The sequence below is a fragment of the Aeromonas sp. sif0611 genome (assembly GCF_019218845.1).
In the GTDB taxonomy this organism is placed as follows: Bacteria; Pseudomonadota; Gammaproteobacteria; order Enterobacterales; family Aeromonadaceae; genus Aeromonas; species Aeromonas media.
In genome coordinates this window covers 910,493-931,756 of sequence record NZ_JAHUWU010000001.1, presented here as the reverse complement: position 1 = coordinate 931,756, position 21,264 = coordinate 910,493, and the positions used below count along the sequence as shown (strand labels likewise).

17 protein-coding genes are annotated in these 21,264 nt (G+C 64.5%); 8 read left to right on the top strand and 9 right to left on the bottom strand.

The genetic code is table 11. The features are described 5' to 3' along the window. Window positions 1-3: 3 nt before the first annotated feature. Window positions 4-825, bottom strand: a complete 822-nt coding sequence (locus KW824_RS04075; RefSeq protein WP_043131628.1) for a HAMP domain-containing protein — start codon at window positions 823-825, stop codon at window positions 4-6. 135 nt (window positions 826-960) lie between these two features. Then, window positions 961-2,235, bottom strand: coding sequence for an adenosylmethionine--8-amino-7-oxononanoate transaminase (gene bioA, locus KW824_RS04070; protein WP_218408977.1), 1,275 nt, complete (start codon window positions 2,233-2,235; stop codon window positions 961-963). A 191-nt stretch (window positions 2,236-2,426) separates the two neighbouring features. Here bioA and bioB point away from each other — a divergent pair, with 191 nt between their 5' ends. The 5 genes from bioB to htpX all read left to right on the top strand — a co-directional run bounded on the left by bioB (window position 2,427) and on the right by htpX (window position 7,256). Then, on the top strand, window positions 2,427-3,515 hold the full coding sequence (gene bioB / locus KW824_RS04065; RefSeq protein ID WP_218408976.1) for a biotin synthase BioB: 1,089 nt from the start codon (window positions 2,427-2,429) through the stop codon (window positions 3,513-3,515). Further along, window positions 3,512-4,708: an 8-amino-7-oxononanoate synthase gene (gene bioF, locus KW824_RS04060; protein WP_218408975.1), complete on the top strand. Its 1,197-nt coding sequence runs from the start codon at window positions 3,512-3,514 to the stop codon at window positions 4,706-4,708. The genes bioB and bioF overlap by 4 nt, the downstream gene beginning before the upstream one ends. Further along, window positions 4,698-5,501, top strand: a complete 804-nt coding sequence (bioC, locus tag KW824_RS04055) for a malonyl-ACP O-methyltransferase BioC (RefSeq protein ID WP_218408974.1) — start codon at window positions 4,698-4,700, stop codon at window positions 5,499-5,501. Before bioF ends, bioC begins: the two co-directional genes overlap by 11 nt. Window positions 5,502-5,588: 87 nt before the next feature. Continuing rightward, a complete protein-coding gene (bioD, locus tag KW824_RS04050; RefSeq protein WP_218408973.1) occupies window positions 5,589-6,269 on the top strand; it encodes a dethiobiotin synthase in 681 nt (226 codons plus the stop codon). Between the two features lie 114 nt (window positions 6,270-6,383). After that, the gene (gene htpX / locus KW824_RS04045) at window positions 6,384-7,256 is read left to right on the top strand and encodes a protease HtpX (protein WP_218408972.1); all 873 of its coding nucleotides are present in this window, start codon (window positions 6,384-6,386) and stop codon (window positions 7,254-7,256) included. Window positions 7,257-7,345: 89 nt separating this feature from the next. Here htpX and KW824_RS04040 read toward each other — a convergent pair whose 3' ends face one another. Then, window positions 7,346-9,148 carry a hybrid-cluster NAD(P)-dependent oxidoreductase gene (locus KW824_RS04040; RefSeq protein ID WP_218408971.1) on the bottom strand — a complete coding sequence of 601 codons (1,803 nt, stop codon included), beginning with the start codon at window positions 9,146-9,148 and terminating at the stop codon, window positions 7,346-7,348. Between the two features lie 350 nt (window positions 9,149-9,498). Between KW824_RS04040 and KW824_RS04035 the strand changes: the two genes are divergently transcribed. Next, the gene (locus tag KW824_RS04035; RefSeq protein WP_218408970.1) at window positions 9,499-11,145 is read left to right on the top strand and encodes an NAD(P)-binding protein; all 1,647 of its coding nucleotides are present in this window, start codon (window positions 9,499-9,501) and stop codon (window positions 11,143-11,145) included. Next, complete coding sequence (gene nifJ / locus KW824_RS04030) at window positions 11,142-14,717, top strand: pyruvate:ferredoxin (flavodoxin) oxidoreductase (protein WP_218409092.1); 3,576 nt, start codon at window positions 11,142-11,144, stop codon at window positions 14,715-14,717. The genes KW824_RS04035 and nifJ overlap by 4 nt, the downstream gene beginning before the upstream one ends. A 160-nt stretch (window positions 14,718-14,877) precedes the next feature. Here the strand turns inward: nifJ and KW824_RS04025 are convergent, their stop codons facing one another. From KW824_RS04025 to KW824_RS04000, 6 genes are all read right to left on the bottom strand, one after another. Beyond that, window positions 14,878-15,093 (bottom strand): YdcH family protein, encoded by a 216-nt coding sequence (locus KW824_RS04025; protein WP_043131615.1) that lies wholly within the window; start codon window positions 15,091-15,093, stop codon window positions 14,878-14,880. A 286-nt stretch (window positions 15,094-15,379) separates the two neighbouring features. Continuing rightward, window positions 15,380-15,970: a hypothetical protein gene (locus KW824_RS04020; RefSeq protein ID WP_218408969.1), complete on the bottom strand. Its 591-nt coding sequence runs from the start codon at window positions 15,968-15,970 to the stop codon at window positions 15,380-15,382. Window positions 15,971-15,981: 11 nt separating this feature from the next. Then, window positions 15,982-17,328 carry an MATE family efflux transporter gene (locus KW824_RS04015; protein ID WP_218408968.1) on the bottom strand — a complete coding sequence of 449 codons (1,347 nt, stop codon included), beginning with the start codon at window positions 17,326-17,328 and terminating at the stop codon, window positions 15,982-15,984. Window positions 17,329-17,461: 133 nt separating this feature from the next. Continuing rightward, a complete protein-coding gene (locus tag KW824_RS04010) occupies window positions 17,462-19,285 on the bottom strand; it encodes a SulP family inorganic anion transporter (RefSeq protein ID WP_218408967.1) in 1,824 nt (607 codons plus the stop codon). A 70-nt stretch (window positions 19,286-19,355) separates the two neighbouring features. Beyond that, window positions 19,356-19,940 (bottom strand): nucleotidyltransferase family protein, encoded by a 585-nt coding sequence (locus KW824_RS04005; RefSeq protein ID WP_218409091.1) that lies wholly within the window; start codon window positions 19,938-19,940, stop codon window positions 19,356-19,358. Continuing rightward, a complete protein-coding gene (locus KW824_RS04000) occupies window positions 19,930-20,187 on the bottom strand; it encodes a GNAT family N-acetyltransferase (RefSeq protein ID WP_005325719.1) in 258 nt (85 codons plus the stop codon). The genes KW824_RS04005 and KW824_RS04000 overlap by 11 nt, the downstream gene beginning before the upstream one ends. A 146-nt stretch (window positions 20,188-20,333) precedes the next feature. On the opposite strand from KW824_RS04000, the gene cysM reads away from it, so the two are divergent. After that, on the top strand, window positions 20,334-21,236 hold the full coding sequence (cysM, locus tag KW824_RS03995) for a cysteine synthase CysM (protein ID WP_218408966.1): 903 nt from the start codon (window positions 20,334-20,336) through the stop codon (window positions 21,234-21,236). The last annotated feature ends 28 nt before the right edge of the window (window positions 21,237-21,264 follow it).

Genomic DNA, 21,264 nt, shown 5'->3' with positions numbered 1-21,264 from the left:
TTACTACCTGGCGTGATCCGTCGGCTTCTCGTCCTGTGACGAGGGGGCGGGGCGCTTGCCGAGCTGGCGCTCCACGCTGTCGAGCATCTGGTTGTAGGCGAGGGCCACCCGGCCTATCTCGTCCCCTTCATCGCCCTCCAGCCGGTGACCGAAGTCGTGCAGATCGGTGGCTTCTTCCATGGAGCGGGTCAGCTGGTTGAGGGGGCGGACTATCCAGGTACGGATGACCCAGAGGGTGAGCAGCAGCCCCAGCCCGAAGATGAGGGTGAGACTGAGCGCCGAGGTGAGAATGTTCTGCTCGACCCGGGTAAAGAGGGTGTCGAGGGAGTAGTCAAAGCGCACCGCCCCCAGCACGGTGTTCTCCGGTACCTGGTGACAGCTGGTGCAGTCGGTACCGCGAAAATCCTTACTGGCCAGCAGCGGGCGGGTCACCACCAGTTTGCTGTGGATGCCGTCGTGCACCACCTCCAGACTGCCCTTGCCCGTCAGAGCCAGGGCATCGAATCTGTCCTTGGGGGCCTCGCTGTCACGACCCGCTCCGTACTGCTTGTTGACCGCCGCCCCGCGCACTATGCGGGCATCTTCCACGTGGGCGTGATCGAGAAACTTGGCGCGCAGGGTGTCGCGGGCGTCCATCTTGCCGGTCAGCATCAGCATGTTGAGGCCGTCGAAATAGGCTTCGCTCTGCTCGCGGCTCTGCTCCTTGATGAGGGTCAGGATGAGGTCCCGCTCGCGCACCGCCTGATAGGCCGCAGAGAACACCAGTACCATGGAGAAGATGAAGAGCAGGAAGAAATTGATCTTGGCAGTGATGGAGAGGCGCATGGGAAAGGTACATCTGTTGGGTAAAACCCGCGCAGTCTACTCTCCTCGCCAGCCGGGTTTTGGTGTCTCGCTCACATTCTGATGAAAAAGAGTCAAAAGGCCCTGCATTCTCATGCAGAGCCTATTCATCGAGGCTCAGAATTCACCGCTGGCGATGGCCTCATGGATGGCATGGGTCAGCACCCGCAGCTCTTCGGGGGTGATGACGAAGGGGGGCATCAGGTAGATGAGCTTGCCAAACGGACGGATCCAGGCCCCAAGCGAGACGAACTTGCGCTGGATGCGCGCCACGTCCACCCGCTCCTTCATCTCGACCACCCCGATGGCGCCGAGTACCCGCACGTCCGCCACCGCCGGGTGCAGGGTCAGCTGTACCAGTTCGGTTTTGAGTTGATGCTCGATGGCCCGCACCCGTTCCTGCCACGGCGAGGCCAGCAGCAGATCGATGGAGGCGTTGGCTACCGCACATGCCAATGGGTTGCCCATAAAGGTGGGGCCGTGCATAAAGACCCCCGCTTCCCCGTCACAGATGGTACGGGCGACCTGCTCCGTGGTGAGGGTGGCCGAGAGCGTCAGGTAGCCGCCGGTGAGCGCCTTGCCCAGGCACATGATGTCGGGGCTGATCCCTGCCCAGTCGCAGGCAAACAGCTGACCGGTGCGGCCAAAGCCGGTGGCGATCTCGTCGGCGATGAGCAGCAGGCCGAACTCGTCGCACAGGGCGCGCACCCACTGCAGGTAGCGGGGATGATAGAAACGCATGCCGCCAGCCCCCTGCACGATGGGTTCGAGCACGATGGCGGCTATATCTTCGTGGCGATCGGCAACCAGCTCCGCTAGCTCCACGACGCAGCTCTCGTCCCACTGGGCGTGGAAGCGACAGCTGGGCGCTTCGACAAAATGGTGCTCGGGCAGGAAGCCCTTGTAGAGCTCGTGCATGCCGCCATCCGGATCGCAGACGCTCATGGCGCCGAAGGTGTCACCGTGATAGCCGCCCCGCAGGGAGACGAACTTGGCGCGGGGCGTTCCCCTGGCGTGCCAGTACTGCTGGGCCATCTTGAGTGCCACCTCCACCGCCACCGACCCCGAATCTGCCAGAAACACTCGATCCAGCCCGGCCGGGGTGATCTCCACCAGTTTGCGACAGAGCGCCACCGCCGGGGCATGGGTCAACCCGCCAAACATCACGTGGGACATCTTGCCGAGCTGGGCAGTCGCCGCTGCGTCCAGTTCCGGCACCTGATAACCGTGGACGCAGGCCCACCAGGAGCTCATGCCATCCACCAGTTCACGGCCGTCGCTGAGGGTGAGGGTCACCCCCTTGGCGCTGGCCACTTCATAGCAGGGCAGGGGATGGGTGAGGGAGGTGTAGGGGTGCCAGACGTGGTGCAGGTCGAATTCTTGATTGGTCATTTTGTGTTCTGTTGTCAATTGATTTGATCTGGTCGGTGTTGACAGTCTACGCGTGCTCTCTACACTAGCCAACAATTTCAGCCACTTGGCGCCACGCCTCGCAACGAGCGGGCAGGCCGATGGCGGGTTCTGCGGTTCTTCATCCCAAGGGGGTGGCGCAGGATCCCACTTATAACAACCGGAAGCCATGTATGAATGCTCTCACCCTGGGCGGCCACGCCCTTCGTCACGACTGGACCCTCGCCGAGGTCCAGGCCCTGTTTGCCCTGCCATTCAACGATCTGCTGTTCCAGGCCCAGACGGTGCACCGCGCCCATTTCGACCCGAACGAGGTGCAGGTGAGCACCCTGCTCTCCATCAAGACCGGCGCCTGCCCGGAGGATTGCAAGTATTGCCCCCAGAGCGCCCGCTATCACACCGGGCTCGAGACCGAGCGGCTGATGGAAGTGGAGAAAGTGCTGGAGCGTGCCCGTGAGGCCAAGGCCAACGGCTCGTCGCGCTTCTGCATGGGGGCCGCCTGGCGCAACCCCAAAGAGAGAGACATGCCCTATATCCTGCGCATGGTCGAGGAGGTGCGCGGGCTGGGGATGGAGACCTGCATGACCTTGGGGATGCTGACCGCGGATCAGGCGGCGCGTCTGGGCGCTGCCGGGCTTGATTACTACAACCACAACCTCGACACCTCGCCGGAGTTCTACGGCGACATCATCACCACCCGCACCTATCAGGACCGCCTGGACACCCTGGAGCACGTGCGCGGCGCCGGCATGAAGGTCTGCTCCGGCGGCATCGTCGGCATGGGGGAGCAGGCAAAGGATCGGGCGGGCCTCTTGATGGCGCTGGCCAACCTGCCCCGCCACCCGGAGAGCGTGCCCATCAACATGCTGGTCAAGGTGAAGGGGACGCCCATGGAAAACCAGGAGAATCTGGACCCGTTCGAGTTTATCCGAACCATAGCGGTGGCGCGCATCATGATGCCCGCCTCCCATGTGCGCCTCTCCGCCGGGCGGGAGAAGATGAACGAGCAGATGCAGGCCATGTGCTTTATGGCGGGGGCCAACTCCATCTTCTATGGCTGCAAGCTGCTGACCACCCCGAACCCGGACGAGAACAGCGACATGCAGCTGTTCAAGCGCCTCGGCATCCGCCCCGCCCAGCGGGCCCAGAAGCCGGATCAGGTTCAAGAAGAGGAGCTGCTGGCCGAGGTGAGTCGCCAGAGCGAGCCGACCGAGATCTTCTACGATGCCACCCGTCCCCGCGCAGGTGCCGTCCGTCCATGACTTCCCCTGTTGTCACCGGTCCCTTTGCACTGGGGGTGGCCCTGGCCGAACGTGATCAGGCCGCCCTGCTGCGCCGACGCACCCCTGTGGATGTGGCGAGCGGCGGGCGGATCCGGATCGGGGGGCGCGACTACCTCAACCTCTCTGCCAACGACTACCTGGGGCTCGCCGATCATCCCGCCATCAAGGCCGCCTTCAAGGAAGGGATCGACCGCTATGGCGCGGGCGCCGGCGCCTCGCCCCTGGTGACAGGCTACAGCCGTGCCCACCAAGAGCTGGAAGAGACGCTGGCCGACTGGTTGGGGGTGGAGGCGGTGCTGCTGTTCAACTGCGGCTTTTCCGCCAATCAGGCGGTGCTCAAGGCCCTGCTCGGCAAGGAGCATCTGCTGTGGCAGGACAAACTCAACCACGCCTCCCTGCAGGAGATGGGCAGCCAGCTGCCCTGCAAGATGAAGCGCTTTGGCCACAACGACATGGCTGCGCTCGCACGTCAGCTTGAGCCAAACAGGGGCCTGATCGTCTCGGAGGGGGTCTTCAGCATGGACGGGGATCAGGGCCCCTGGCGCGAGCTCGCAACGCTCGCTGCACAGAGCGACAACTGGCTGATGATCGACGATGCCCACGGCCTCGGCGTGCTGGGGCCGCAAGGGCGCGGCACCCTGACGGCGCAAGGGGTTGCTCCTGCCAGCGTACACATTCATATGGGCACCTTCGGCAAGGCGCTCGGGGTGGCCGGGGCCTTCGTGGGCGGCAGCCGCGAGCTGGTGGATTATCTGGTGAACTTCGCCCGCCACTATGTCTACAGCACCCATATGCCCGCCGCCCAGGCCTGCGCGGTGAGCAAGAGTATCGAGCTGGTGCGCGCCGCCGACGAAGCCCGCGCGCACCTCGCTCGCCTTATCGCCCGCTTTCGACAGGGGGCACAGGCGCAGGGCTGGACGCTGGGTGCAAGCAACACCCCCATCCAGCCGCTGCTGGTGGGGGGGAGCAGTGCCGCCTTGCAACTGGCCGAGCGGTTGCGGGAGCGCGGTGTCTGGGTCAGCGCCATTCGCCCGCCCACTGTGCCGGTCGGCACGGCGCGCCTTCGCATCACTCTCTGCGCCGCCCACGGCGAAGATGACGTGGATCGCCTGCTCGAGGCCCTGGGCCCCTGCCCATCCAGTGATCAGAGAGGAGGCGCCCATGCTGCATGAGCGTTTCCAGCAGGTCGACAAGGCCCAGCTCGCCCGCCGCTTCGGGGCCGCCGCCCGTCATTACGACGCCCATGCCCGCTTCCAGCAGGAGGTGGGGCAGGCGCTGCTGGCGCGCATGGGCGAAGGGAGTATGAAAGAGATGCGCCCGGGGGCCGGGCTGGATCTGGGTTGCGGCACCGGCTTCTTCCTGCCCGCGCTGGCGGGTCGTTGCCAGCAGTTGCACGGGCTGGATCTCGCCCCCGGCATGCTGGCTCAGGCCGCCCTGCGTGGCAGTGGCGCCCGGCTGGTATGCGGCGATGCGGAGGCGCTGCCCTTCGCGGATCAGAGCCTGGACTGGGTCTTCTCCAGCCTGGCGCTGCAGTGGTGCGAGCGCCCGGCCCAGGCGTTTGCCGAGATCCACCGGGTGCTCAAACCCGGCGGCCAGCTGTTGTTCTCGACTCTGCTGGCCGGGTCGCTTTGGCAGTTGCGTGAGGCCTGGGGCGACGTCGACGGGCATGCCCACGTCAACCGCTTCCTCGCCCTGCCCCAGTTGCAGCAGGCCATTGGTGCCGCGGGTTTTCAAGCGCCTGAGCTGACCTCTGTCACCTGGTCTCTTGCCTATCTGGAGCTCAACGACTTGCTGCGGGATCTCAAGGGCATAGGGGCCAGCCAGGTCAATGACGACAGGGCCGCGGGGCTGGGCAACCGCCAGCGTCTGAGGCGTCTCGGAGAAGCCTATGAGCGCCACCGCCAGCCCGACGGCCTGCTGGCCGCCAGCTACGAGGTCTGTCTCGGGCGCCTGGTTCGACGTTGATAGCCATTCAAAGGCAGTAACAATCCCTGCTATTCACCATTGATACCAGGGCGCAACCGGCGCCCTGAACTGCGCTGAGGAATCATCATGGCGACATCCTATTTCATCACGGGCACCGACACCGACGTGGGCAAGACCCTGGTCGCCCGTACCCTGCTGCAGGCGTTCGCCGCCCGGGGCATAGTCTGCGCCGGCTACAAGCCGATCTCCGCCGGCTGTGCCCGCACCCCCGAGGGGCTTCGCAACCTCGATGCTCAGCAACTGCAAGCGGCCGCCAGCCTCCCGCTGCCCATCGACTCGGTCAACCCCTACGCCTTCGAACCCCCCATAGCCCCCCACATAGCCGCGCAGGAGGTGGGGGCGAGCATTCCCCTGGCGGGCCTGTCTGCCGGGTTGCGGGAGATTGAGCGGGCGGGGGCTGAACTGGTGATCGTCGAGGGGGCGGGGGGCTGGTTTTTGCCGCTGGATCACCAGCATCTGCTGTCTGACTGGGTAGCCCAGGAACGGCTGCCGGTGATCCTGGTGGTGGGGGCCAAGCTGGGTTGCCTCAATCATGCCCTGCTCACCTGCGCCGCCATCCGCCATCAGGGGCTGACCCTGGCCGGCTGGGTGGTGAATCGGGTGGATCCGCACATGAGTCGCTACCAGGAGAACCTGGCCACCTTGAAAGCCATGTTGCCGGCCCCATTTCTGGGGGAGATCCCCTTCGTAGACCAGCCGCTCGAGGCGGATCTGCGCGAGTGTCTCGACATCTCGTCCCTGCTCTGAGGCCCAACATTCAGCAAACATTCATCGAGTCTGTCTATGATCGGGGGCAGGTGTGGTATCGGGTCGATTGTGAACTGGCCCGAACCATGCATCCATATCTCACAAGGAGTCAATATGAAGCGAATTATGCTATTCCTGGTGACCAACCTGGCCGTCATGCTGGTGCTGGGGGTGGTACTCAATATCCTGTTCTCGGTTCTGGGGATCAACAAGTCCAGCATTTCCGGTCTGTTGGTGTTCTGTGCCGTGTTCGGTTTTGGGGGTTCCTTTATCTCCTTGCTGATGTCCAAGTGGATGGCCAAGCGCAGCTATGGCGTCCAGGTCATCGAGCAGCCCCGCAACGAGACAGAGCACTGGCTGGTGAGCACAGTCGCTCGTCAGGCCCGTGAGGCTGGCATCAAGATGCCGGAAGTGGGGATCTACGACTCCCCCGAGATGAACGCCTTCGCCACCGGTGCCCGTCGTGACGACTCCCTCGTCGCCGTGTCGTCCGGCCTGCTCTACAGCATGAGCCGCGACGAGGCGGAAGCCGTGCTGGCCCACGAGGTGAGCCACGTGGCCAACGGTGACATGGTGACCCTGACCCTGATCCAGGGGGTGGTGAACACCTTCGTGATGTTCTTCGCCCGCATCGTGGCCGGTGTCATCAGCAACTTCTTCAGCTCCAACAACGACGAGGAGAGCAGCAGCTCTGGTGGCTTTGCCTACATGATCACCGTGTTCGTGCTGGAGATGCTGTTCGGGGTGCTGGCCTCCATGATCGTCATGTGGTTCAGCCGTCAGCGTGAGTTCCGCGCCGACGCCGGTGCCGCCAAGCTGGCCGGTCGCGACAAGATGATAGCCGCCCTGCAGCGCCTTGCCCGCGGTGCCGAGCCGCAGATGGAAGGCACCATGATGGCCTTCGGCATCAACGGCAAGCGCTCCATGAGCGAGCTGTTCATGAGCCACCCGCCCATCGAACAGCGCATCTCCGCCCTGCGTGGCTGATTGCCGGATGGGATAAGAAAACGGCTGCCTCAGGGCAGCCGTTTTGCTTTGTGGTGGTGATGGCGGCAATCTATGGCGGCGCCATCCTCTTATTTGATCACCAGATCGGAGAGGGGCACGGCGCAGCAGGTGAGGATCTTGCCCGCAGCCCGCTCGGCGGCTGTGATGGCCGGAGCGTCCGGGTGATCCACCTCGCCCGAGATCAGCGTCTGTTTGCAACTGCCGCAGATGCCGGCGCGGCAGCTCCAGGGCAGCTCCACCCCCTGCTTGTGGGCCTGATCCAGCACAGTGCCCTGATTGTTGCCAGCGAAGGTCTGCTCGCCGATGCGCAGTTGCACCGCCTTGTGGGGACGGGCCACCGAGAGGATGGCCCCGCCAAAGCTCTCCTGGCGGATGCGCTCGGCGACGACCCCCTGCTCCTGCAGCAACCTGACCGCCTCGCTCATGAAGCCGTGGGGGCCGCACAGGAAGATCTCCCGCGCCAGCAGATCCCTGACCTGCTCGAGGTGCCCCTTGCCAAGGCGACCGCTCATGCCCTGCCAGTGGTCGTCAGGCTGACTCAGGATCAGGGTCAGTTGCATGCCAGCCTGACTCATGGCGTGCAGCTCGGCGGCGGCCGCAATGTCGGCCTCGCTGCGGCACAGGTGCATAAAGTGAACATCTCCCAGCTCCCCGCGCAGCGCCAGGGTGCGGGCAATGGACAGCATGGGGGTGACGCCTGAGCCCGCCGAGAGCAGCAGCAGCTTGCGCTCAGACCCCAAGTGAAACTCGCCGGCCGGGGGGGCGGCCAGCAGGTGATCGCCCACGCGCAGATCATGGTGAAGCCAGGGGGAGATACGGCCATCGGCCAGCTTCTTGACGCTGATGCCGTAGCGCTCTGGTCTCTCCGGGGTGGAGCTCAGGGTGTAGCGGCGTTGTTGCCGTTCCCCCTTGATGTCGAGGCTGATGGGCAGGTGCTGGCCCGGCAGATAGTCGGGCAGCGGCTCGCCGTCGGCGGCCTCGAACCAGAAGGTCTCCAGATCCCGCGCCAGCGGCTCGCGGGCGACGCAGACCAGCTCCCGCTTCTTCGGCGCCGCATTGGGGTAGACGGGGGGGCGGACGGTTTCCAGCACCTCGATTTCGCTCCCTGCCTCAATCCAGCCCTCGTTCAGCGCCACCAGATTCTGGCCGAAATAGACCTCTCCATCCTCGCCACGGCGGTAGCGGGTGAGGGTGGCGAGCGGCTCTTTCAGCGCGTTGAAGCGATCCGTGCCCGCCTCCACCGTGGTCATGATGCAGCGGCTGCACGGCTTGGCCACCAGAAACTCCACCTCGCCGATGCGGATCCGCTTCCAGCCATCCTCCTCGAAGGGGAGGGTGCCGCTTGCCACCAGATTGGTGCGAAACTGGCTCATCTGGTGCAGGGCATCGGATCTCAGGTTGAGATCATCCAGCGAACTCTGGCTTATCAGCAGCAGGGGATAACCGTCGGCAAAGCTGACCCGGGTGCCGGTCTTCTCCCGAAAGCGGTCAGAGGTTTCGCCGAGCCAGAGCAGGCGAACCGGCTCCCCCGCCACCCGGCTGAGCCACTCATCGGCCTGGGACTGGGTGTGCAGGGCATGGAAGCTGTCGCCCCAGACGCCTGTGGCCTGGGGGGCGCGGCTGAAGTCCGCTTCCTGCAGCCTGAGCTGCGCCATTCCGGGGTAACGCAGTTGCAGGCCGCCCTCCACCGGGGTTGCCGTCACCAGTTGCAGCTGGGGATGGGTGCGAGCCGTGATGAAGCTGCCGTCCGGCTTGACCACCATGTAGCGGCGATCCCCCAGCAGCCCCTCCTGGGTCACCAGGGCACGGGTCAGCGGCATGCCCGCCGTCGATTTGATGGGGTAGAGATGTATGCTGGCGAGGCTGGGCATGTCAGGGTCCTTGTGCTGTGGCGATTCCGTGAAGAGGGCAAGATAACGATTCCTGCCCCGTGCGGCAATCCTCTCTTGCCCCCCATCATGGGGGGCAGGCGAGGAGGCGCCTGATCGGTGCAGGTCAACGGCGCCATGTGATCGGGGTCGTATCCCGGGGGAAACGCCTCATAAAGCGCAACATTTATTGATCCTGATCCACCATGTCGTACAAAAAACGGCCCATCATCGAGCCAGCTTCCAGTTTCTGACGCTTTCGCTTCTTCCCTCTCCGGCCACCGTCCGCTTCGGCTACACGGTATCAAGCGCCATCGGAGCGGGCCTGTTACCCAACAAGAAGAAAGCAATGTATGAGCAAACAACTGGATATGACCCCACAGCCGGATCTCTCCCAGAAAACGGGAACAGGCCCGGTCCGCACCCGGCTGCCCGTCTGGCAACCGGCCCTGCCACCCTGCAATCACGCCTGCCCGGCTGGCGAGAACATCCAGGCCTGGCTTGCCCTGGCCGAAGCGGGCCGCTTCGAGGCGGCCTGGCAAACCCTCATCGAAGATAACCCGCTGCCTGCGGTCCATGGCCGGGTCTGTTATCACCCCTGCGAGAGCGCCTGCAACCGGGCTCAGGTGGACGAGGCCGTCTCCATTCACGCCATCGAACGCTTCCTCGGCGACGAGGCGCTGGCTCGGGGCTGGCAGCCTGCGCCAGCGGCGCCCGCCAGTGGCAAGAAGGTACTGATCGTCGGCGCCGGCCCGTCCGGTCTCTCCTGCGCCTGGCACCTCAACCGGCTCGGCCATCGGGTGGAGATCCGCGAGGCGGGGCCGCTCGCCGGCGGCATGCTGCGTTTCGGCATTCCCGCTTACCGCCTGCCCCGCGAGATGCTGGACAGGGAGGTGGCCCGCATCGTCGCCGCCGGGGTGACGCTGACTCTCAACCACAAGGTGGAAGACGTGCTCAAGGCGCGCGACGAGGGGGGCTTTGACGCCGTCTTTATGGCCATCGGCGCTCATCTGGCCAAGCGGGTCGACATTCCGGCCCGCGAGGCGGGCAAGATCCTTGATGCAGTGAGCTTCCTCGAGCAGGCCAGCCTGGCGGAGGAGCAGGGCTTGCCGCCACCCAAGCTGGGACGGCGGGTGGCCATCTACGGTGGCGGCAATACCGCCATGGACGCGGCCCGCACCGCCCGCCGCCTCGGGGTCGAGGAGGCGATGATCATCTACCGCCGCGACCGGGATCATATGCCGGCCCACGCCTTCGAAGCCGACGAGGCCGAAGAGGAGGGGATCAAGATCAACTGGCTGCGCACCATCCGCCAGCTCGACAGCACCAGCATTGAAGTGGAGGTGATGGCGCTGGATGCCGAGGGCAAGCCGGTGCCCACCGGCAAGTTTGAAACCCTCGAAGCGGACTCCCTGATCCTGGCGCTCGGTCAGGAGGTAGACTTGAGCGTGCTGGAGAGCATTCCCGGCGCGCGGGTCAACAAGGGGGGAGTGGTGCAGGTGGCGGACAACCTGATGACGGATGTGCCTGGTCTCTTTGCAGGCGGCGACATGGTGCCCTCCGAGCGCACAGTCACCATCGCCACCGGCCACGGCAAGAAGGCGGCGCGCCATATGGATGCCTGGCTGCGCGGTCGCCACTACCACAAACCGCTTTCCTATCCATTAGTGGGGCCCGAGCAGTTGCAGCTCTGGTTCCAGACCCATGCCCCGGCCAGCAGTCAGCCGGTCAAACCGGCGTGGGCGCGGGATGACTTTGGCGAGATCATCGGCGGGCTGGATGAGGTGGCCGCCCGTTACGAGGCGGCGCGCTGCTACTCCTGCGGCAACTGCTTCGAGTGCGACGGCTGCTACGGCAGTTGCCCCGAGCAGGCCATCGCCAAGCTGGGGCCGGGCAAGGGCTATCAGGTGGATGCGGCACTCTGCACCGGCTGCGGCGCCTGCCATGACCAGTGTCCCTGCCACGCCATCGAGTTGCGCCAACCGGAGATATCCCAATAAAACATGAACTGATCATGGTCGATGGCAACGAAGCCGCGGCCCGGGTGGCGTATCAGCTGAGCGAGGTGTGTGCCATTTACCCCATCACCCCGAGCTCGACCATGGCTGAACTGGCCGACGCCTGGGCGGATGAGAAGCAGACCAACCTGTGGGGCAATATTCCCACAGTCGTGGAGATGCAGAGCGAAGGGGGTGCGGCCGGCACGGTGCACGGCGCCCTGCAGGCGGGGGCGCTCGCCACCACCTTCACCGCCAGTCAGGGGCTGATGCTGATGCTGCCCAACATGTACAAGATCGCCGGGGAATTGACCGCTGCCGTGTTCCATGTGGCGGCCCGCTCGTTGGCGGCGCAGGGGCTGTCGATTTTCGGCGACCATCAGGATGTGATGGCGGCGCGCAGCACAGGTTTTGCCATGCTCGCCTCCGGCTCGGTGCAGGAGGCGCAGGACTTGGCCTTGGTTGCCCACAGCGTCACCCTGCAGTGCCGGGTGCCCTTTATCCACTTCTTCGACGGGTTCCGTACCTCCCACGAGGTGAACAAGATCACCGCCCTGCATCGGGACGAGATCCGGGCCCTTATCGACAACGATTGGGTGCGTGCCCACCGTGCCCGGGCGCTGAACCCGGATCATCCGGTGATGCGCGGCACAGCACAGAACCCCGACACCTATTTCCAGTCCCGCGAGAGCGTCAACCCCTTCTATGAGGCGGTGCCGGCGCGGGTGCAGCAGTGCATGGAGAGCCTCGGCAAGCTGACCGGTCGCCACTACCATCTGGTGGAGTACCACGGCGCCAGCGACGCGACCGACGTGATCGTGCTGATGGGCTCGGGGGCCGCTACCGCCCGCACTACCGTGGATTGGCTCAACCGGCAGGATCGCAAGACCGGGGTGCTGGTCATTCGCCTCTATCGCCCCTTCCCGGTGCAGGCGCTGCTCAATGCGCTGCCCACCAGCGTGCGCCGGCTGGCGGTGCTGGATCGCACCAAGGAGCCGGGCGCCGGCGGCGAGCCGCTGCTGCTGGATGTGCAGAGCGCTCTTATCGATGGTTTGCAGCGCGGTCTTATCAAGCGCCTGCCGTGGCTCAGTGGCGGCCGCTACGGCTTGTCTTCCAAAGAGTTCACCCCCGCCATGTGCGCGGCGGTGTTCGAGGAGCTCTCCTCCGATGCGCCGCGCCCGCGCTTTACCGTGGGGATAGTGGATGATGTGTCGGGCCTCAGTCTGGCCTGGCATCCCATCGGTGATCTGGAGCCTGCCAGCCGGGTGCGGGCGCTCTTCTTCGGTCTTGGTGCCGATGGCACGGTCGGCGCCAACAAGAACAGCATCAAGATCATCGGCGAGCTGGAGGGGTTCCACGCCCAGGGCTACTTCGTCTACGACTCCAAGAAGTCGGGCTCGCGCACCGTCTCCCACCTGCGCTTTGGCCCCGAACCAATCGACGCCCCCTGGCTCATCGAGCAGGCGAGCTTTATCGGCTGCCACCAGTGGGGTTTTGTCGAATCGGTGGACTTGCTGGAGCACGCCGCCGAAGGGGCGACCCTGCTGCTCAATGCCCCCTATGAGGCTGACAAGGTGTGGGGCCAGCTGCCCGAGCGGCTGCGCGCCCGTATTCGCGCCCTCAATATCCAGCTCTACTGCATCGATGGCGATCGAGTAGCAGAGCAAAACGGCATGGGCAATCGCATCAACACCATCATGCAGACCTGCTTCTTTGCACTGGCCGGGGTGTTGCCGCGGGACGAGGCCATTGCGCTGATCAAGGAGAGCATCGAGAAGAGCTATGCCCGCAAGGGGCCCGAGGTGGTGGCGCGCAACTTCGCGGCGGTGGACGATACCCTGGCTCACCTCTGCAAGGTGGTGATCCCGGCCGGTGACGAGCCGATCAGCGACTATCCGCTGCCACTGGCACCCGGCGGCAGCGAGTTTGTCCAGCGGGTCACCGGCGAGATGTTGGCGGGGCGCGGCGATCTGATCCCTGTCTCCATGCTGCCGGTGGATGGCACTTACCCCACAGCTACCAGCCGCTTCGAGAAGCGGGATATCGCCCGCGAGATCCCGATTTGGCATTCGGATATCTGCATCCAGTGCGGCAACTGCGTCTTTGTCTGCCCCCACGCGGCGCTGCGAGCCAAGTTCTACCATCAGGACTGGCTGGCAACCGCGCCCGAGGCGGCTCAGTCGGTGCCCGTCACCGCCAGGGGTTTCCCCGACAGCCGCTACACCCTGCAGCTCTATCCGGAGGATTGCACCGGCTGCGGCCAGTGTGTGCAGGCCTGTCCGGTGCGGGTTGAGGCGGATGAGGAACACGAGGGCGAGCGGGCCATCACCATGATGGACAAGGCGCCGCACCTGGCTGGTCAGAAGCAGGCGCTGCGCTGGTTCGAGAGCCTGCCCTGGCCTGCCCGCGAGCGGGTGGATTTCTCCACCGTGCGCGGTGCCCAGTTCCTGGAACCCCTGTTCGAGTTCTCCGGTGCCTGCGCCGGCTGTGGCGAGACTCCTTACCTCAAGCTGCTGACCCAGCTGTTTGGCGATCGCATGCTGGTGGCTAACGCCACCGGTTGCTCCTCCATCTACGGCGGCAACCTGCCGACCACGCCGTGGGCCAAGAACGGCGAAGGGAAGGGGCCGGCCTGGTCGAACTCACTGTTCGAGGACAACGCCGAGTTTGGCTTTGGTTTTCGTCTCACCGCCGATCAGCATCACGGTCAGGCGGTGGCGGCCCTCGAAGCGATGAAAGGGGAGCTGGGGGAAGCGTTGGTCGAGTCGCTTATTAGCGCCCCGCAGCGGCTGGAGTCGGAGATCCGCGCCCAGCGCACCCGGGTCGCACAAGTGCGCGAGCGGCTGGAAGAGGTGAAATCCGGCAAGGCCCGCGAGCTGCTATCGCTTATCGATCAGTTGGTGCGCCGCTCGGTCTGGATAGTGGGCGGCGATGGCTGGGCCTATGACATCGGCTCGGCGGGGCTCGATCATGTGCTCGCCTCCGGGCGCGATGTGAACGTGCTGGTGATGGATACCGAGGTCTACTCCAACACCGGCGGCCAGATGTCGAAATCGACCCCGCTTGGTGCCGTCGCCAAGTTCGCGGCGGGGGGCAAGACGCTGGCCAAGAAGGATGTGGCGTTGCAGGCCATCTCCTACGGCAACGTCTATGTGGCCCGCATCGCCTTTGGTGCCAACCCGCAGCAGGCGCTGCAAGCCTTGCGTGAGGCCGAGGCCTATCCGGGCCCGTCGCTCATCATCGCCTACAGCCACTGCATCGCTCACGGCATCGATATGGAGTTTGGCCTGACCCAGCAAAAACGCGCCGTGGCCTCCGGTCACTGGCCGCTGATGCGCTACAACCCGGTACTGCGCAGCGCGGGGCAGAACCCCTTCAGCCTCGACAGCCTGCGCCCCTCCATTCCCCTTGCCGAATACCGGCAGGAGGAGACCCGTTATCGGGTGTTGGCACAGAGCCATCCCGAAGAGGCGGAGCGGCTGATGCAGGTGGCGCAGCAGGTGGTATGGCAGAGGTGGACCACCTACGAGGAGATGGCCACCCGCGAGGCCAGCCATTTCCATCCGCTGGTGTGAGGGTGAGGGTTAATCAAAATAACCAAGCGGGCCAGCGGCCCGCTTCTTTTTCCGGTGTCAAAGGAGGGGCTGGGCAGTGCCATCGTGAGCGACCAATAAAAAGCCCGGCTTTGAGCCGGGCTGGGGGATAAGTTGCTTATCCGGGTATTCGTCGAGGCTTCTAATGTGGATGTTGTTTGAGGATGTCGTATATCTCCTCTTTCAGTTTAAGTTTCTGTTTTTTCAGATCCTTCACCTCGGAGCTGTAATCGCTGGCGTGATGTTTTTCCAGCTTCCTGATCTCCGCATCCAGGTCGTTGTGCAAGTCAAACTTCTCTTGGAAATGGACATCACTGCTCTTCAGTTTCGAGATGAGATCTCTGTACTCCGGGAACATGTAATGAAGCCTCCTTGTTGTCGTTTGATTGTGCCTTGACCTTCAAACTACCCCTTACCCCGGGAGATAAATGTGATCCCGATCCAATTTGAGGCAATGGATTTGCTGCATCTGGCAGATGATTTTTAACTGATTGAATCACAAGCAGATAAGCGATTTATGGGGAGGGTAAAGAGGAAGGAACTGGGATCCTGTTCACAGTTGTGACGCTTTGATGACGGCAAGGGGGCGGCAGGCGGGCAGCAAAAAGGGGCGCGGGGCCCCTTCTTGCTAACAGGTGTGGCGTTTACTCTTTTTTCTTTTTCTTCTCGGGCAGGGGCTTGCCGTCACGTGCTATCACCTTGCCCACCTCGAAGCCTATCTGCGCCGCCAGCTCTTCCAGATCAGGCGCCTTGGCTTCGTTGCCGATGGCGTACTGGTAGTTGGCGATGGTGATCTTCTCGGCCACCGGGGTACCGGGGACTATGGGCTCACGCCAGCCCTGGCCCACATGGGCCACCAGGGTGCCGTTCATGATGAGTTCGCCGACTATCTCCTGGGTGGGGATGCCCTTGCCGTAGGTGAGGCCCTGGGGGTGCTTCTTGCCGACCAGGGGTTCGTTGCTGGCGGGCACCAGCTTGGTGCGGATCAGCCACTTGGGATCCTTGTGCTTGCCCACCGCCTTGCCGGTCTGGTACTCGTTGATCTTGATGGTCTTGATCATCTGGGCCATGAAGTCCTTGGTCAGGGCCTTCTGCGCCTCGCTGGTCTGGTCGATGACGATGGGGGCCACGTACCAGGTCTGGGGGGCTTGCGCCTTGGGGGCCGCCGGAGCGGTTTGTGCCATGGCGAGCGGGCTGAGCAGGATGGCCGCCAACAAGAGTCCGATTTTCTTCATTGTGATTCCGCTTATGTTTCGACAAGAATTTTGTTTTGCCAGCGACGACTGCGCCAGCGCCAGAACATGGCCAGACCGCGAACCCACTCGTCGCAGGCCAGCGCCAACCAGATGCCTACCAGGCCATAGCCCTGCATGATACCAAGGAAATAGGCGAGGGGAACGGCAATGCCCCACATGGAGACGAGCGCCATGTAGAGCGGGAAACGGGCATCCCCGGTGGCGCGCAGGGCGTTGATCACCACCAGATTGAAGGTGCGGCCGGGTTCGAGGATGAGGCTGATGAGGAACAGCTGCGCCACCTGGGTGATGATGTCGGCGTCGTCGGTGAACAGGCTGATGATGGCGCGTCCGTTCAGGGCCGCGGCGATGGCAATCAGGCTGGTGACGATAAGGCCAAGTTTCAGGCTCTTCATCAGTTGGCGATAGGCCTGCTCGAAGCGACGGGCCCCCGCCAGATGGCCGATGATGATCTCGTTGCCAAGACCGATGGAGAGGCCGAACAGCAGGATGAACAGGCAGATCTGGAAGAAGTAGGATTGAGTCGCCAGCGCCTTGTCGCCGAGCAGGCCGACGAAGGCGGTCACCACCATGAACTGCAGCATCCAGGAGAGGTTCTCCCCCGCCGCCGGCAGACCTATGTGCAGCACCTTGTCCAGCATGACCTTGCTGGGGCGAAGGATCTCCGGCAGCCGCAGCCGAATACCGGTCTTGCGCGCCACCAGCCACACCAGCAGCACCACACCGACGATGCGCCCGGCAACAGTGCTGATGGCGACCCCGGCGACCCCGAGCTGGGGCAGGCCGAACCAGCCATAGAGCAGCAGCAGGTTGCCGACGAAGGTGATGAGGTTGACGATGAGGGTCACGTACATGGCCTGACGGGTGTGGCCATGGGCGCGCAGGGTGGCGGCCAGACAGAGCGCCGCGGCCTCCGGCAGCAGGCAGAGCCCGATGATCTGCAGATAAAGGGTGGCATCCCCCATCAGGTGAGCGGGCAGGTTCATCAGCGCCAGCATGGTGCTGGCGCCGGCCATGACCCCGACGGCGGCCACCAGCCCCACCAGCAGGTTGAAGCCGATGGCGGTGTGGATGACCACGCGCGCCTTCTCCCTATCCCCCGCCCCCAGATACTGGGTGATCACCACACTGGTGCCTATGCTGACGAAGCTGAACAGGGTGATGGCGAGATCGAACACCTGGTTGCCGACTGCCAGTGCCGCCACTCCTTGATAGGAGACATGGCCCACCATGAAGGTGTTGAGGGCCCCGGTCAGGAAGTGCAGGGCGAGATCGATGAACAGTGGCCAGGTCAGGGCGAAGAGGGTGCCCGGGCCCGCGTGGGATTGAGTCTGCATGGGATGTCCAAATACTGGGGATGGGCTCGTCAGCGCCATCTGGACGGGCATTTAACACCAAGCGGGTGCGGGGTGCAATCCTGCCCTGAGCAAAGAGGGGGCCGGGCCGGCACCCTCTCGCCGGGTGGCACCGTCAGACCGGGGTGGCGCCCGCTTCCTGCTCGCAGGGCCGGGTGAGGTGCGCCGAGTCCGGCAGCTCGTCGTCCTGGGGCCAGCGGGAGAGCAGGGTATCCGTGGTGCTCTCCACCACCTCGTCATCCTTGAACACAGGCTCCCGATAGCAGCGGGTCATGCGCAGGGCCTGATACATGTCGGGACTGAGGATGACCCCCTCGTCGCCTACCCGGATCCCCGCCTGCTTGAGCCACTGGGTCATCTGGCCGTGGCGACCGGCCATCACCATGTGGATGCCACGGCGTCTGAGCTCCTTGTGCAGCTCCCCCACCATGCTCATCACGCTGATGTCCTGATGGGTGAAGCAGGCCACCGCGTCCACCACCAGGCACTTGGGATTGTGGGGATCCTGCACCAGCAGCGCCAGCACCCGCCGCTTGAAGTAGGGGGCGTTGAAGTAGGTCAGCGGCGAGTTGAAGCGATAGACCAGGATGCCGGGAATCGCCTTGGCCTGCTCGTTGTCCCCCAGGGTGCGCACCACCCCTTCGTCGTCCATGCCGAGCAGCTGATCGGTGGGGCGCATCACGTTGCGCAGGAACTGGAACAGGCCCAGCAAGACCGCCAGGGTGATCCCCGGAATGACCCCCATGGTCAGCACGCTGACGAAGGTGATGAGGGCCAGCCAGAAGGCGGCGCGATCCGAGTCGCGCAGGGCCCAGAGGCCGCGAAAATCGGTGAGCGACAGGGAGGCCATCACCAGCACCACCCCGAGGGCGGCGGTGGGGATGAATTTAAGCGGCGCCGTCAAATAGAAGGTGATGAGGGCGATCACAGCGGCGGCTATGATGGAGACCAGCTGGCTCTTGCCGCCGTTGGCGTCGTTGACCGCGGTGCGTGAATCCGCCCCGCTGATGGCAAAACCCTGGGAGACAGCAGAGGCGAGGTTCGCCATGCCCAGCGCCCTGAACTCCTTGTCCGCATCGATCTCGTAGCCGTTCTTGGCGGCGAAACTGCGGGCGGTGAGCATCATGGAGACGAAGCTCACCATGGCGAGGTTGAGCGCCGGCAGTACCAGCTCGCGCATCAGGCCGGGGGGGAATTCCGGCATCTGGAAGGCGGGCAGACCCGAACCCACGGCCCCCAGGGTGGCGATGTCGAACTGGCCGAGATTGAGGGCCCACACCAGGGCCGCCGTCACCACCATGGCCACCATGGAGGAGGGCCAGGATGGCTTGTAACGCTTGGCCAGCAGCAGGGTGAGCAGGGCGGTCAGGCTCATGGCCAGGGTGGGCAGATGGGTTTGGGTAATGTAGTCGGTGCCGTTCAGGATCCGCTCTATCAGGTAGCGCTCGCTGAAGGTGAAGCCGAAGATCTTGGAGAGCTGACCCACCATGATGGTGATGGCCACCCCGTTGAGCAGCCCCATCAGGATCGGGCGGGAGAGAAAGTCCGCCAGCACCCCCAGCTTGAAGCGGCTGGCGATGAGGCACCAGAAGCCGGTCATGGCGGTCATGGTCATCACCAGTTGCCACTGACGGGTGGGGTCCCCGGCGGCGAGCGGCGTCACCACGGCGGCGATGACGGCGCAGGTGGCGGCGTCCGGGCCGACGATGAGCTGGCGGGAGGTGCCAAAGAGGGCGTAGACCACCATGGGCAGTATGCAGGAGTAGAGGCCGACGATGGCGCCCACCCCGGCAAGCTCCGCATAGGCGATGGCCACGGGCAAGGCCACGGCCGCCACCGAGAGGCCAGCGCGAAGATCCGGCATCAGCCAGGCCCGCTGATATTGCAGCAGGGCGGCGAGGCCCGGCAGCCAGCGTTCGAGAGAGAAGAAGTCGCGCATTATTTAACCCATTGAGTTATAAACAGCTTTTCCTTAGTGTGCCCAAGGTTGTCGGCCCATTGCAATCCGGTCATGGCCAGTTCACCACAAGGTCAGGCCAGATGCGCTGCCACTGTTTGTCCCTGATCCTGTCGATGAAGATCCGGCTCTCCTGCCGGCAGCGCGGATTGGGGCTCACCTGCAGGGACCAGTTGGGGGCAAAGCCGTAGGGGGCCAGCCACTCGAACGAATCGTCTGCCAGCAGGCGGACCCCGATGCAGGTGGGCACCTCTACCCAGTGACTGAGCGCCGCCAGCGAGCTGGTAAAGGGGGCCACTTGCTGGCGTACATGCATGCGCGCCTGATTGCGCGCCTCCCAGCGCTGGCCGGGCAGACGCTCCGCCAGCCAGTCTTGGTGCCCCCGCTCGGCCAGCCCTTGTGGATCCCCTGCATCCAGATAGATGAGATCTATGTCGTTGAGGGGAGTGGGCTCGGCCTTGTGGTGCAGGTGATCCCAGATGAGGTTGCGCACAAAGCCCGCCCCCAGCGCCCAGTCCAGCAGGGCCAGCTCCCGTGCCGTTCGCAGGCAGGCCATGCGCAGGGGATCGGCCCGCAGCAGGGCCTCGGTGTGGGCTTGCAACTGCGCTTCCCTAGGTGCTTGTGCCTCAACCGGCATGACGGCGCAGCCAGACATCTATGTAGCTGCAGCTCGGCACTATGGTGAGCCCCTCTGCCCGGGTCCAGTCGTAGAAGTTGCGGGCCAGCTTGTCGGCAATGCCTTGTCCGCGCAGCTCGGCGGGCACCTGGGTGCTGTAGGCGTCTACAGTGGTTGCGTCCAGCCTGCGGTAGGCAAGGCGGGAGAGCTTGCCGTCCACCTCGCAGATGAACTGCTGCTGGTCGGCCTGATGAAGAATGTCGCTCATGGAGGCTCCTCAAAGGGTGGGGAAGGGGTATCAGAGCATGCTGGCCGGACTTTGCCAACCGTGCTCTTTGCGGGCCGAGGATGCTCGCTTACACTGACCGGCCTGCGAGCGGCTCGCTAGGCAAGGTATAGAACAGTTAGCAGAGGATGGATCCCGTTATGGCCTTCGCCACCCTGGAAGATCTGATTGGCAATACCCCGTTGCTGCGCCTGCGCCGCATCAACCCCTGTCCCGACGTGACCCTGCTGGTGAAGCTGGAGGGCAACAACCCCGCCGGCTCCGTCAAGGACAGACCGGCCCTGAACCTCGTTCGGGCGGCTGAGGCGAGTGGTCACTTAGGGCCAGGAGCACGACTCATCGAGGCCACCTCGGGCAATACCGGCATCGCGCTGGCCATGGTGGCGGCGGCCCGGGGGTACCGGATGCGCCTCGTCATGCCGAGCACCATGAGCCAGGAGCGGCGCGACGCCATGCAGGCCTATGGCGCCGAGCTGGTGCTGGTGGAAAACGGCATGGAAGAAGCGCGGGATCTGGCGCTGGCCATGCAGACCCGCGGCGAGGGGCTGGTGCTCGATCAGTTCAACAACCCGGCCAACCCGGATGCCCACTACCTCTCCACCGGCCCCGAGATCTGGCGCCAGAGCGAGGGGGCAATCACTCACTTCGTCTCCGCCATGGGCACCACGGGCACCATCATGGGGGTCTCCCGCTACCTCAAGGAACAGAATCCGGCGGTGCAGGTGATAGGCCTGCAACCGGCCGAGGGGAGCCAGATCCCCGGCATTCGCCGCTGGCCAGAAGCCTATATGCCCGCCATCTTCGAGCCTGAGCGGGTCGATCGGGTGCTGGATGTGACGCTCGATGAGTCGCTGGCCATGATGCGCCGGCTGGCGCGGGAAGAGGGGATCTGCTGCGGGGTCAGCTCGGGGGGCGCCGTGGCCGGCGCCCTGCGGGTAGCGGCCGAGCTCAGACAGGGGGTGGTGGTGGCCATCATCTGCGATCGAGGGGATCGCTATCTCTCCACCGGGGTCTTCACGCCGCCCATCTGATCCTGCGCCAAGCCGGCCCTCTGCGGGT